Here is a 14,342-nt window from a genome sequence, read left to right on the forward strand (position 1 = left end):
TGGCAAAACTCAGTCGTAAGGTGTAATTCTTTAATAAATTCAGACATAAAAATAGGCCACAACTTCTGTTGTAGCCTATTATGAGCCCTTTGAAAGATCGTTCAATTAGCTTAAACGATCTGCATTAGGGCTAGGCTCGGGTTTTTTATTAATACCAATAATATTTTGAATGTTGTTACCAAGCATCTTCGTCTAATGTGAGATTCTCACCTCCAAATCACTCTTTATTTTAGTCATTAAAAAGCCCGACTAAGCTCGGGCTTTTTGGTAACAATTAGCTAGGCTAATAATTACGCTTTGAACGTTACTACAACACACCTACGCCTAAAGTAAGAGCGCCACCTTCATATGACACTTTATTCTAGACATTAAAAAGCCCGAGACTAAGCTCGGGCTTTTTGATAACAATTAGCTAGGCTAATAATTACGCTTTGGACGTTACTACAACGCACCTACGCCTAAAGTAAGAGCGCCACCTTCATATGACACTTTATTATAGACATTAAAAAGCCCGAGACTAAGCTCGGGCTTTTTGGTAACAATTAGCTAGGCTAATAATTACGCTTTGAACGTTACTACAAAGCACCTACGCCTAAAGTAAGAGCGCCACCTTCATATGACACTTTATTCTAGACATTAAAAAGCCCGAGACTGAGCTCGGGCTTTTTGGTAACAATTAGCTAGGCTAATAATTACGCTTTGAACGTTACTACAACGCACCTACGCCTAAAGTAAGAGCACCACCTTCATATGACACTTTATTCTAGACATTAAAAAGCCCGAGACTAAGCTCGGGCTTTTTGGTAACAATTAGCTAGGCTAATAATTACGCTACGATAGTTGCTACAACACCAGCACCTACAGTACGACCACCTTCACGGATAGCAAAACGAAGACCTTCATCCATCGCGATTGGTGCGATTAGAGTTACTGTCATCTTGATGTTATCACCAGGCATTACCATTTCTACGCCATCTGGTAACTGTACGTCACCAGTTACGTCAGTTGTACGGAAGTAGAACTGTGGACGGTAACCTTTGAAGAATGGAGTATGACGACCACCTTCATCTTTCGAAAGTACGTATACTTCTGAAGTGAATGTAGTATGTGGGTTGATTGAACCAGGCTTAGCTAGTACTTGACCACGTTCAACGTCTTCACGTTTAGTACCACGTAGAAGTGCGCCGATGTTTTCGCCAGCACGACCTTCGTCTAGAAGCTTACGGAACATTTCAACACCAGTACAAGTAGAACGAGTTGTATCATTGATACCAACAATTTCTACTTCGTCATTGATGCGGATGATACCAGCTTCAACACGACCAGTTACAACAGTACCACGACCCTGGATTGAGAAAACGTCTTCGATAGGCATGATGAATGGCTTATCAATGTCACGCTCTGGCTCTGGGATGTAAGTATCAAGTGCGTTTGCAAGCTCAACAATCTTATCTTCCCACTCTTTCTCGCCTTCTAACGCTTTAAGCGCAGAACCAGCAATTAGAGGTAAGTCATCACCTGGGAAATCGTATTCTGAAAGAAGTTCACGAACTTCCATTTCTACTAGTTCAAGTAGCTCTTCGTCATCAACCATGTCACATTTGTTCATGAACACGATGATGTAAGGAACGCCAACTTGACGAGAAAGAAGGATGTGCTCACGCGTTTGTGGCATAGGGCCATCAGTCGCAGCAACTACTAAGATCGCGCCGTCCATTTGAGCAGCACCAGTGATCATGTTTTTAACATAATCGGCGTGACCAGGACAATCTACGTGTGCGTAGTGACGTGAAGGAGTATCGTATTCAACGTGAGACGTTGAAATAGTGATACCACGTTCGCGCTCTTCAGGAGCGTTGTCGATTGATGCGAAATCTTTAGCAACACCGCCGTATACTTTTGCAAGTACGTTAGTGATTGCTGCAGTTAGTGTAGTTTTACCGTGGTCAACGTGGCCGATTGTACCAACGTTTACGTGCGGTTTTACGCGTTCAAACTTTTCTTTTGCCATCTTAAAAAATTCCTAATAAAGAAATTAAAGCCTGACTCACTATTGAGCCAGACAAGCTAAAATTATATAACAGCGCGAGCTGAAATTATTGTATCTGCAACGTTTTTAGAGGCTTCAGCGTACTTCACAAACTCCATAGAGTATGAGGCACGGCCCTGTGTTGCAGATCGTAAAGCAGTCGCATAACCAAACATTTCAGAAAGAGGAACCTGCGCATTAATTTGCTTAAGTCCACCTAATGCATCTTCCATGCCTTCGATTATGCCGCGGCGACGGTTTAAGTCGCCAACTACATCACCCATATTTGAATCAGGAGTGAGTACTTCAACCTTCATTACTGGCTCTAGTAGTACAGGGTTAGCTTTAAGCGCCCCATCTCTCATTGCCAGTGAACCTGCTATTTTAAATGCCATTTCATTCGAATCTACATCATGGAATGAACCATCATATAAAGTCGCTTTAACGCCAAGTAATGGGTAGCCTGCCAGTACACCTTGAGACATTTGCTCTTGGATACCTTTGTCTACCGCAGGGACGAACTCTTTAGGAACAGAACCACCTACGGTTTCGTTAACGAACTCGTAAATTGGTGACTCATCATCCGTAATATCCATCGGTTCAAGTTTAATCCAAACGTGACCATATTGACCACGACCACCTGACTGACGTATAAACTTCCCTTCAACCTTAACAGTTGAACGAATAGCTTCTCGGTATGAGACCTGCGGCTTACCAACGTTACATTCAACACTGAATTCACGTTTCATACGGTCGACGATGATATCTAGGTGAAGTTCACCCATGCCAGAGATTATAACCTGGCCTGATTCTTCGTCAGTTTGTACTCGAAAAGAAGGGTCTTCAGCAGCTAGTTTACCCAGCGCGATACCCATCTTATCTTGGTCAGCTATAGTGCGGGGCTCAACCGCAATAGAGATTACTGGTTCAGGGAATTCCATACGCTCAAGCGTAATAATAGAATTCGGATCACACAGTGTTTCACCTGTTGTTACGTCTTTAAGACCAATAGCTGCCGCGATGTCGCCTGCGAAAACTTCTTTGATCTCTTCACGAGAGTTTGAATGCATCTGTACGATACGGCCAAGTCGCTCACGCTTACTTTTTACTGGATTATATACCGTGTCACCCTGTTTAACAGTACCAGAGTAAACACGGAAAAAGGTCAAGGTTCCAACAAACGGGTCTGTTGCAATCTTAAAAGCGAGTGCAGCAAACGGCGCCTTATCATTAGCTGGACGTTCTTCCTCAGTACCATTTTCTAAGATACCTTGGATTTGTTTCACTTGCTCTGGTGAAGGCATATATTCAACAACGCAATCAAGCACAGCTTGAACACCTTTGTTTTTAAATGCGCTACCACAAGTAACTGGAACAATCTCATTAGCTAATGTTCGTTGGCGTAAAGCATTTTTAATTTCTGCTTCACTTAACTCTTCACCTTCTAAGTATTTATCCATTAGTTCTTCTGTTGCTTCAGCAGCGCTTTCAACTAAGTGAGAGCGCCATTCTTCAGCTAATTCCAGAAGTTCTGCCGGTATTGCCTCATAAGAGAAAGTCATACCCTGGTCCGCTTCGTTCCAGTTAATCACTTTCATTTTTATAAGGTCAATGACACCTTTAAAGTCGTCCTCAGCGCCTACAGGCAACTGAATTGGAACAGGCGTTGCTCCAAGACGAGATTTCACCTGGCTAACCACAGCTAAGAAGTCAGCGCCCGTGCGATCCATTTTATTTACGAAGATCATTCTCGGAACTTCGTATTTGTTCGCTTGACGCCAAACTGTCTCAGTTTGCGGCTGTACACCAGATGAAGCACAAAGAACAACTACCGCACCATCTAATACGCGTAAAGAACGCTCTACTTCGATAGTGAAATCTACGTGTCCTGGAGTATCAATAATATTGATACGATGGGCGTCAAATTGAGCGTCCATCCCTTTCCAAAAACACGTTGTTGCAGCAGAAGTGATTGTGATACCACGCTCTTGTTCCTGCTCCATCCAATCCATAGTTGCAGCGCCATCATGTACTTCACCGATCTTATGAGAAAGACCCGTGTAGAACAGAACACGTTCTGTTGTGGTGGTTTTGCCTGCATCTACGTGAGCGACAATACCTATATTACGATAGCGCTCAAGTGGAGTTGTACGTGCCATATGATCCTCTTAAAGGTTAAAGACAGATTACCAACGGTAATGAGCGAATGCTTTATTCGCTTCAGCCATACGGTGAACGTCTTCACGTTTCTTAACCGCAGTGCCTTTATTATCAGAAGCGTCAACGATTTCTTGAGCTAAACGTAAGCCCATAGATTTTTCGCCACGCTTACGTGCAGCGTCTACTAACCAACGCATACCTAATGCGTTACGACGAACTGGACGTACTTCAACTGGTACTTGATAAGTTGAACCACCAACACGGCGAGATTTAACTTCTACCTGTGGGCGGATGTTATCAAGTGCAGTTTCAAAGATTTCTAGGTGCGACTTGCCTGATTTCTCAGCAGCCACGTCTAGCGCACCATAAACAATTTTTTCAGCAGTAGATTTCTTGCCGTCTAACATCACGATGTTAACGAATTTAGCAAGAAGTTCCGATCCGAACTTAGGATCTGGAAGAATTTTACGTTGACCGATTACGCGTCTTCTAGGCATTTTGTATCTCCGGTTTATTCAGGTTTGCTCTTTCGAGTCAATCACCCAAAACAATAATTATAAATATTTAGTGCTTGGCCTTACTAACGGAAAACAATTAGCCTTTAGGGCGTTTTGCACCGTATTTAGAACGAGCTTGACGACGATCGCTAACGCCTGCACAGTCAAGTGCACCACGAACAGTGTGAAAACGCACACCTGGTAAATCTTTAACACGACCACCACGGATTAGGATTACACTATGCTCTTGAAGGTTATGACCTTCACCGCCAATGTATGAAGTTACTTCGAAACCGTTAGTTAAACGTACACGTGCTACTTTACGTAACGCCGAGTTTGGTTTCTTAGGTGTAGTTGTATATACGCGAGTACATACACCGCGCTTTTGCGGACACGCTTTTAGTGCAGCTGAGTTACTTTTCGTAACCTTGCTACGGCGTGGCTTACGCACTAGCTGGTTAATAGTTGCCATTTAAATAGCTCCTGAAATTAAAATTACTACTGAAAAAAATAAAAAATCCGCCCTTTATTTACGAGCCTGCATTAAGCACACAAGTAAATGGGTGGCGGAATTTTAATGAGCAAAGTTTAACCTGTCAACCTAAACTAACCGCAAGACAGCATATAACTGACTTGCGATCACTTAATCTATTGATTAAGAACAGTTTATTGATTTCCAGACAAATCAGCATTTAGAGCGTCTGTAAGTGCTTGAGTTGCCTCTTCTGCACTTACTGTTTGCTCTTCTACTACTACTTTGCTTTGTTTACGGCGAGCCATACGTTCTTGATGATACGCAAAACCGGTACCGGCTGGGATCAAACGACCCACAATTACGTTTTCTTTAAGACCGCGAAGCTCATCGCTCTTACCATTCACTGCCGCATCTGTAAGAACACGTGTTGTCTCTTGGAAAGACGCTGCAGAGATGAAAGATTCTGTTGCTAGTGATGCTTTTGTGATACCCATTAACTGGATTTCAAACTTAGCTGGTATCTTACCTTGTTTTTCAAGGTCACGGTTTGCGATATTAACGCGCGCCACTTCGATTTGCTCACCGGCTAAGAAGTCAGTATCACCGCCGTGCATAATGGTACATTTACGTAACATTTGACGGATAATTGTTTCAATGTGCTTGTCATTGATCTTAACGCCTTGCAAACGGTAAACCTCTTGCACTTCGTTAACGATATAGTTAGCAACATGAGTCACACCACGTAGGCGTAAGATGTCATGCGGTGATTCAGGACCATCGGCGATAACTTCACCTTTAGACACTTGCTCACCTTCAAACACGTTAAGTTGACGCCATTTAGGAATCATCTCTTCGTAATGATCACCCTCAGCTGGAGTAATAACTAAACGCTTCTTACCTTTAGTCTCTTTACCGAAGCTAATTGTACCAGTTACTTCAGCTAATATAGCTGGTTCTTTTGGCTTACGAGCTTCAAATAAGTCGGCTACGCGTGGTAGACCACCCGTGATATCACGAGTTTTCGAACCTTCTTGCGGAATACGTGCTAACACGTCACCTGGGTTTGCTGTAACGCCGTCAATAACTTCAATCGTCGTGAATGAAGGAAGACGTGTTTCTTGCAGACCGCGCTCTTCACTTTCGATGATAAGCTTTGGTTCTTTCGTATTTACTTTAGCAAGATCTTTTACAACTACACGGGTTAAACCAGTTAGCTCATCAGTCTGTGCTTCAGTATTTGAATCATCGATATCGCTGAACGATACTTTTGATTTATGCTCAAGAACGATTGGGTGACTATGCGGGTCCCAAGTAGCAACGATATCGTTACCTAGAACTTCAGCATTGTCTTGCACTGTTAATACCGCACCGTAAGGTACTTTATAACGCTCTTTCTCACGACCATGACTATCAATGATAGTAATTTCCGTAGAACGAGAGGTAATAACAATCTTACCGTCTGTGTTTAATACGTACTTAGAGTTATGAAGTTTTAATGTACCGTTAGTTTTAACTTGTACATTATTTTCTGCAGACGCTCTAGATGCCGCACCACCGATGTGGAAGGTACGCATTGTTAACTGTGTACCCGGCTCACCAATTGACTGTGCCGCGATAACACCCACTGATTCACCAGCGTTGATGATATGGCCACGTGCTAGGTCACGACCGTAACAGTTAGCACAAACACCAAAGTCATTATCACAAGTGATAACAGAACGTACACGAACTTCATCTACTGAATGCTCTTCTAAAAGATCACACAGTTTTTCGTCTAGCATGATATTACGTTCAACAAGCACTGTATTAGTACCTGGAATCACAATATCTTCAGCAACAACACGACCTAGAACACGTTCACGAAGTGCTTCTACAACATCACCACCTTCAATAAGCGGTTTCATTGTTAAGCCATCTTCTGTGCCACAGTCATCTTCATTGATTACCAAATCTTGTGCAACGTCTACTAGACGACGCGTTAGGTAACCCGAGTTTGCTGTTTTAAGTGCTGTATCGGCAAGACCTTTACGCGCACCATGCGTTGAGATGAAGTACTGAAGTACGTTTAGACCTTCACGGAAGTTAGCTGTGATTGGAGTCTCGATGATTGAACCATCTGGACGTGCCATTAGACCACGCATACCCGCCAACTGACGAATCTGTGCAGCACTACCACGGGCACCTGAGTCGGCCATCATAAACACTGAGTTAAATGACGGTTGCTCTACTTCTTCACCTTGTGCATTGATAACTGTGTCTTTCGACAAGTTAGACATCATCTCACGTGATAAGTTTTCGTTTACACGTGACCAGATATCGATAACTTTGTTGTACTTTTCACCAGCCGTTACAAGACCTGATTGGAATTGTTGGTTGATTTCAGTAACTTCAGCTTCAGCTGATTCAATTATCTGTGCTTTAACCGGTGGGATAACTAAGTCATCAATACCGATAGAAACACCTGACTTCATTGCATAATGGAAACCGGTGTACATAACTTGGTCAGCAAAGATAACTGTATCTTTAAGACCTAGACGACGGTAACACTCATTCAATAAGCCAGAAATCTGCTTTTTACCTAGCGGCTGGTTGATTGACGCAAACGGCATGCCTTTAGGTAAAATTAGAGACAGAATTGCACGACCAACAGTTGTATCGATAACAGTAATAGTATCTTCTACTACGCCGTCTTCGTTTTTAACTGATTGGCTAATACGTACTTTCACAATTGCGTGAAGGTCTGCATTGCCACTGCGGTATGCTTTTTCTGCTTCTTTTGGATCTTTAAATATCGCGCCTTCGCCTTTAGCGTTAATGCGGTCACGAGTCATGTAATAAAGACCCAATACAACATCCTGTGAAGGAACGATGATTGGCTCACCATTCGCAGGAGATAGAATGTTGTTTGTTGACATCATTAATGCACGAGCTTCAAGCTGCGCTTCGATTGTTAACGGTACGTGTACCGCCATTTGGTCACCATCGAAATCGGCGTTGTACGCCGCACATACTAATGGATGCAAATGAATCGCTTTACCTTCGATAAGCACAGGCTCAAACGCTTGGATACCCAAACGGTGAAGTGTTGGTGCACGGTTAAGTAATACTGGATGTTCACGAATTACTTCGTCAAGTACATCCCATACTTCCGGAACTTCACGTTCAACCATCTTCTTAGCAGCTTTGATTGTCGTAGCCATGCCGCGACGTTCTAATTTGCCATAGATGAATGGTTTGAATAGCTCTAGTGCCATCTTCTTAGGAAGACCACATTGGTGAAGCTTAAGTGTAGGACCAACTGTGATTACAGAACGGCCTGAATAATCTACACGCTTACCAAGTAAGTTCTGACGGAAACGACCTTGCTTACCCTTGATCATATCAGCAAGAGATTTAAGAGGACGTTTGTTAGAACCTGTAATTGCACGACCACGACGACCGTTATCAAGTAGCGCATCTACCGCTTCTTGTAACATACGTTTTTCGTTACGTACAATAATGTCTGGTGCTGCTAAATCTAGTAGACGCTTAAGACGGTTATTACGGTTAATAACACGACGGTAAAGGTCATTTAGATCAGATGTCGCAAAACGACCACCGTCTAATGGTACTAATGGGCGTAGATCAGGTGGCAATACTGGAAGTACTGTCATGATCATCCACTCAGGGTTATTACCTGATTGGTGGAACGATTCCATTAACTTAAGACGTTTAGTGATTTTTTTACGCTTAGTTTCAGAGTTAATTGTTGGTAACTCTTCACGCATCTCAGCTATTAATTGAGCAAGATCAAGTTCACGAAGCAAGTCTAAAACTGCTTCAGCACCCATCTTAGCTTCAAACTCATCACCGTGCTCTTCTAGTGAATCTAAGTATTCTTCTTCACCTAATAGCTGACCACGCTCAAGCGTTGTCATACCAGGTTCAGTTACTACGAATGATTCGAAGTAAAGAACACGTTCAATATCACGAAGCGTCATATCTAGCATTAAGCCAATACGTGACGGTAATGATTTTAAAAACCATATATGTGCAACTGGGCTCGCAAGGTCGATATGACCCATACGATCGCGTCGCACTTTAGTGAGTGTTACTTCAACGCCACACTTTTCACAGATCACACCACGGTGTTTAAGGCGTTTATATTTACCACATAAACACTCATAATCTTTCACTGGGCCGAAAATACGGGCACAGAATAAGCCATCGCGCTCAGGCTTGAAAGTACGGTAGTTAATAGTCTCAGGTTTCTTTACTTCACCGTATGACCATGAACGAACCATGTCTGGTGAAGCAAGACCAATGCGAATTGCATCGAATTCTTCGGTCTTATTTTGTTGCTTCAGAAACTTAAGTAAGTCTTTCACCTTAGCTCTCCTGTCGGAGTTAATCTTGAGGACGGATAATCTCGTCCCTACATTCTATTCAGCCGTAACAGATGCTGCAGCGTTAACTGCAGCATCTAATTGGCTTAATTTTCTTCCAACTCGATGTTGATACCCAGTGAGCGGATTTCTTTCAACAATACGTTGAACGATTCTGGCATACCTGGTTCCATTTTATGGTTACCATCAACGATGTTTTTATACATCTTAGTACGACCGTTCACGTCATCCGATTTCACTGTTAGCATTTCTTGTAAAGTGTAAGCAGCACCGTAAGCTTCAAGTGCCCATACTTCCATCTCACCAAAACGCTGGCCACCGAACTGTGCTTTACCACCCAGCGGCTGCTGAGTAACAAGGCTGTAAGAACCAGTAGAACGTGCGTGCATCTTATCGTCAACCAAGTGGTTAAGTTTAAGCATGTACATGTAACCAACGGTTACTTGACGTTCAAACTGATCGCCAGTACGGCCATCATAAAGTGTAACCTGACCACTACGAGGATAGCCCGCAAGCTCAAGCATGTCTTTGATTTCGCTTTCTTTCGCGCCATCAAATGCAGGAGTAGCTATTGGTAAACCACCTTTTAAGTTTTCAGCTAGACGACGAATTTCGTCATCAGTGAAGCTAGCAATATCTACAACTTGGCGAGATTCGCCAATTTCGTATGCTTGCTTGATGAAGTCACGTAGCTCATGAAGCTCACGTTGCTCTTTCATCATCTCTTCAATACGTTCACCGATACCACGTGCAGCAAGACCCATATGTGTTTCAAGGATCTGACCGATGTTCATACGTGATGGTACACCTAGTGGATTCAATACGATATCTACCGTACGACCTTTGTCATCGTAAGGCATATCTTCTACTGGTACGATAGTCGAGATAACACCTTTGTTACCATGACGACCCGCCATTTTATCACCCGGTTGGATACGACGTTTAACAGCTAGGTATACTTTAACAATCTTAAGTACGCCTGGTGCTAAGTCATCACCTTGGGTAATTTTACGACGTTTGTTTTCAAACTTCTTATCGTATTCAGCTTTAAGTTCATCGTACTGTGCAGCTAGTTGCTCAAGCTCAGCTTGCTTGTCTTCTTCAGCAAGGCTTTGCGTAAGTACTTTTTCAGCATTTAGAGATGCAAGTTTATCTTCATCAAAACCAGCAGCTATAAGTAGCTTACGTGCACGGTCTAAAACGCCTGCTTCTAAAATACGGAACTCTTCGTTGAAGTCTTTCTTCGCTTCGCGAAGCTGCATGTCTTCAACTTCTAACGCGCGTTTATCTTTTTCAACACCATCACGGGTGAAAACTTGCACGTCAATTACAGTACCAGTTACAGAATTTGGTACACGTAAAGAGCTGTCTTTAACGTCAGACGCTTTTTCGCCGAAGATAGCACGCAGTAGCTTCTCTTCAGGTGTAAGCTGTGTCTCGCCTTTAGGAGTCACTTTACCTACTAGGATATCGCCGCCTTTAACTTCAGCACCAATATATACAACGCCTGATTCATCAAGCTTGCCTAGTGCAGACTCACCCACATTCGGGATATCTGCAGTGATCTCTTCTGGACCTAATTTAGTATCACGGGCAACACACTGTAGTTCTTGAATATGGATAGTCGTTAGACGATCTTCTTCAACTACGCGCTCTGATAACAAGATTGAATCTTCGAAGTTGTAACCGTTCCATGGCATGAATGCCACGCGAAGGTTTTGACCAAGGGCTAAGTCACCTAAGTCAGTCGAAGGACCATCTGCTAACACGTCACCACGAGTAACCGGTTCGCCAACCATACAAGTTGGTTTTTGGTTAATACATGTATTTTGGTTTGAACGTGTGTATTTGGTTAAGTTGTAGATGTCGATGCCCGCTTCACCAGGAATGCGTTCTTCTTCATGTACATTTACAACGATGCGACTTGCGTCAGCATACATTACTTCACCACCACGTTTAGCAACGATAGTTACACCAGAATCTTTCGCTAGTGTTAACTCAATACCAGTACCTACTAACGGCTTATCCGCTTTCAATGTTGGTACTGCTTGACGTTGCATGTTTGAACCCATCAATGCACGGTTAGCATCATCGTGTTCTAAGAACGGGATAAGTGCTGCCGCTACAGAAATCACCTGTTGTGGTGATACATCCATATACTGCTGGTCCATGCGACCCATAAAGGTAGATTCACCTTTGTGACGACATGGGATAAGTTCATCAACAAACTCATTGGTTTCAGTTAAGTTTGAGTTCGCCTGTGCGATAACAAACTGACCTTCTTCAATGGCTGATAAATAATCAACTTCATCAGTTACAACACCGTCTACCACTTTGCGGTAAGGTGTTTCTAAGAAACCGTAGTCATTTGTACGTGCGTACGTAGACAACGAGTTAATTAGACCGATATTTGGACCCTCAGGAGTCTCGATTGGACATACGCGACCATAGTGAGTTACGTGAACGTCACGTACTTCAAAGCCTGCGCGTTCACGAGTTAGACCGCCCGGACCTAATGCAGAGATACGACGTTTATGCGTAACTTCTGATAGTGGGTTATTTTGGTCCATAAACTGTGATAACTGAGACGAGCCGAAGAACTCTTTAACAGCTGCCGAAATAGGCTTAGCGTTAATAAGATCTTGTGGCATTATTGCGTCAAGGTCACCTAAGCTTAAACGCTCACGTACAGCACGTTCAACACGTACTAGACCAACACGGAATTGGTTCTCAGCCATTTCGCCAACACTACGTATACGACGGTTGCCTAAGTGATCGATATCATCAACATCGCCTTGACCGTTACGAATAGCAATTAATACTTTCATAACAGACACGATGTCTTCTTTGCTTAATGTACCAGGGCCTGTGTCTGTATCGTAACCAACACGGCTATTGAACTTCATACGACCTACAGTAGATAAGTCATAACGTTCTTCAGAGAAGAACAAGTTCTGGAATAAGGCTTCAGCCGCGTCTTTCGTCGGTGGCTCGCCTGGGCGCATCATGCGGTAAATTTCTACTAGTGCTTCTAAACGGCTGCTTGCAGAGTCAATGTTTAATGTATTTGACATGTAAGCACCGCTGTCCACTTCATTGATATATAACGTATCAATTTTAGTGTAACCGGCTTTAACCAATTCAGCCATTAGCTCTAGAGTTAGCTCGTCATTTGCATTTGCAATAACTTCACCAGTTGACTCATCAACATAGTTTTTAGCTACAATACGGCCAATGATGTACTCATGTGGTACTTCTAATTGCTTAATGCCTTTCTTTTCGATGCTCTTGATGTGGCGAGCCGTAACACGACGACCGCTTTCAACAAATACTTCACCGTCTTCGCTCTTGATATCAAAAGCGGCAGTTTCACCACGTAAACGCGAAGGTACAAGTTCCATAAGAACTTTACCATTCGTTACTTCAAACGTAGTGTTATCGAAGAACATATCTAGGATTTGTTCGCTAGAATACTCTAGTGCACGTAGGATGATAGACGCCGGTAATTTACGACGACGGTCAATACGTACATATAAGTTATCTTTTGCATCAAATTCGAAGTCTAACCATGAACCACGGTAAGGTATAACGCGTGCGTTATATAATACTTTACCCGATGAATGGGTTTTACCGCGGTCGTTATCAAAGAATACACCAGGGCTACGGTGTAGCTGAGAAACGATAACACGCTCTGTACCATTGATTACAAAAGTACCGGTATCTGTCATGAGCGGAATTTCGCCCATGTAAACTTCTTGCTCTTTAATGTCTTTAACTGTGCCTGGTGCTTCTTTGTCCATAACAACAAGACGCAGTTTCACGCGAAGTGGAGCAGAATAAGTCACACCGCGAATTTGACATTCTTTTACATCGAAAACTGGCTCACCAATACGGTAACTTACGTATTGAAGCTCAGAATTTCCCGAGTAGCTTTTAATAGGGAACACAGAACGGAAGGCAGCTTCCAAACCATGATCGCCATCAGCGTCCGGCACTAAGAATTTTTTAAACGATTCTAACTGTGTAGACAGTAAAAAAGGTATATCCAAAACTTGTGGACGTTTACCAAAATCCTTACGGATACGTTTCTTTTCAGAATAAGAGTAAGCCATGGGGTTCCTCAGCTTGCTGATCTTTGACCCGACCTGTTCTTGTAAGAACAGACTTAACTGGCAGCTATGCCAAGATTTTACAACATTTAACTGTTGTTCTAATTAGATCCCACTTTAACACTAGCAAACTATAAAGCGTTGAAAGTAAAGAAAAAATCAGATTTTATTTGAGCTAAAAGAGTGCATCACTCTATAGCGCAAAAAGGCCGGTGATTAAATAATCACCAGCCCTTGCCTGATTTCTCAGGCAGCGAACTTAGCAAAAGCTAAATTACTTAACCTCAACTTCAGCACCAGCTTCAGTAAGATCTTTTGCAAGTGCTTCAGCTTCTTCTTTAGATACACCTTCTTTAACAGGTGTAGGAGCAGCTTCAACAAGAGCTTTCGCTTCTTTAAGGCCAAGGCCAGTTGCGCTACGAACAGCTTTGATTGCAGAAACCTTGTTAGCGCCAGCGCCAGTAAGGATTACGTCAAATTCTGTTTTCTCTTCAGCAGCTTCAGCAGCTGGACCAGCTACCATTGCAGCTGCAGCAGTTACGCCGAATTTTTCTTCCATTGCTTCGATAAGAGCAACAACGTCCATTACTGACATTTCAGCAATTGCGTCAAGGATTTGGTCTTTAGATACAGACATTACAAATTTCCTAATAATTAACGGACATTACGTCCAAATAAATTTTACAC

Annotated in this window: 7 protein-coding genes; all 7 read right to left on the reverse strand. The window is 42.8% G+C overall.

Annotated features, from left to right (window positions below; all coding sequences use genetic code 11):
• Nucleotides 1-826: 826 nt before the first annotated feature.
• The 7 genes from tuf to rplL all read right to left on the reverse strand — a co-directional run bounded on the left by tuf (nucleotide 827) and on the right by rplL (nucleotide 14,292).
• The gene (gene tuf, locus QL995_RS10890) at nucleotides 827-2,011 is read right to left on the reverse strand and encodes an elongation factor Tu (protein ID WP_024589451.1); all 1,185 of its coding nucleotides are present in this window, start codon (nucleotides 2,009-2,011) and stop codon (nucleotides 827-829) included.
• Between the two features lie 62 nt (nucleotides 2,012-2,073).
• Nucleotides 2,074-4,188, reverse strand: coding sequence for an elongation factor G (gene fusA / locus QL995_RS10895; protein WP_007580132.1), 2,115 nt, complete (start codon nucleotides 4,186-4,188; stop codon nucleotides 2,074-2,076).
• Between the two features lie 27 nt (nucleotides 4,189-4,215).
• Nucleotides 4,216-4,686: a 30S ribosomal protein S7 gene (rpsG, locus tag QL995_RS10900; protein WP_010555004.1), complete on the reverse strand. Its 471-nt coding sequence runs from the start codon at nucleotides 4,684-4,686 to the stop codon at nucleotides 4,216-4,218.
• Nucleotides 4,687-4,783: 97 nt separating this feature from the next.
• A complete protein-coding gene (gene rpsL / locus QL995_RS10905; RefSeq protein WP_002958885.1) occupies nucleotides 4,784-5,158 on the reverse strand; it encodes a 30S ribosomal protein S12 in 375 nt (124 codons plus the stop codon).
• 194 nt (nucleotides 5,159-5,352) lie between these two features.
• Complete coding sequence (gene rpoC, locus QL995_RS10910) at nucleotides 5,353-9,528, reverse strand: DNA-directed RNA polymerase subunit beta' (protein WP_007580130.1); 4,176 nt, start codon at nucleotides 9,526-9,528, stop codon at nucleotides 5,353-5,355.
• 104 nt (nucleotides 9,529-9,632) lie between these two features.
• Nucleotides 9,633-13,658, reverse strand: a complete 4,026-nt coding sequence (gene rpoB, locus QL995_RS10915) for a DNA-directed RNA polymerase subunit beta (protein WP_007580127.1) — start codon at nucleotides 13,656-13,658, stop codon at nucleotides 9,633-9,635.
• Nucleotides 13,659-13,929: 271 nt separating this feature from the next.
• Nucleotides 13,930-14,292 carry a 50S ribosomal protein L7/L12 gene (rplL, locus tag QL995_RS10920; protein WP_002958882.1) on the reverse strand — a complete coding sequence of 121 codons (363 nt, stop codon included), beginning with the start codon at nucleotides 14,290-14,292 and terminating at the stop codon, nucleotides 13,930-13,932.
• Between the last annotated feature and the right edge of the window lie 50 nt (nucleotides 14,293-14,342).

Origin of the sequence: Pseudoalteromonas sp. APC 3358, assembly GCF_030408075.1 — a bacterium.
Taxonomy (GTDB): Bacteria; Pseudomonadota; Gammaproteobacteria; order Enterobacterales; family Alteromonadaceae; genus Pseudoalteromonas; species Pseudoalteromonas arctica.

Excerpts from the sequence above, each read along its gene's own strand:
- tuf (WP_024589451.1), bottom strand. The coding sequence starts at position 2,011 with ATGGCAAAAGAAAAGTTTGAACGCGTAAAACCGCACGTAAACGTTGGT.
- fusA (WP_007580132.1), bottom strand. The coding sequence starts at position 4,188 with ATGGCACGTACAACTCCACTTGAGCGCTATCGTAATATAGGTATTGTC.
- rpsG (WP_010555004.1), bottom strand. The coding sequence starts at position 4,686 with ATGCCTAGAAGACGCGTAATCGGTCAACGTAAAATTCTTCCAGATCCT.
- rpsL (WP_002958885.1), bottom strand. The coding sequence starts at position 5,158 with ATGGCAACTATTAACCAGCTAGTGCGTAAGCCACGCCGTAGCAAGGTT.
- rpoB (WP_007580127.1), bottom strand. The coding sequence starts at position 13,658 with ATGGCTTACTCTTATTCTGAAAAGAAACGTATCCGTAAGGATTTTGGT.
- rplL (WP_002958882.1), bottom strand. The coding sequence starts at position 14,292 with ATGTCTGTATCTAAAGACCAAATCCTTGACGCAATTGCTGAAATGTCA.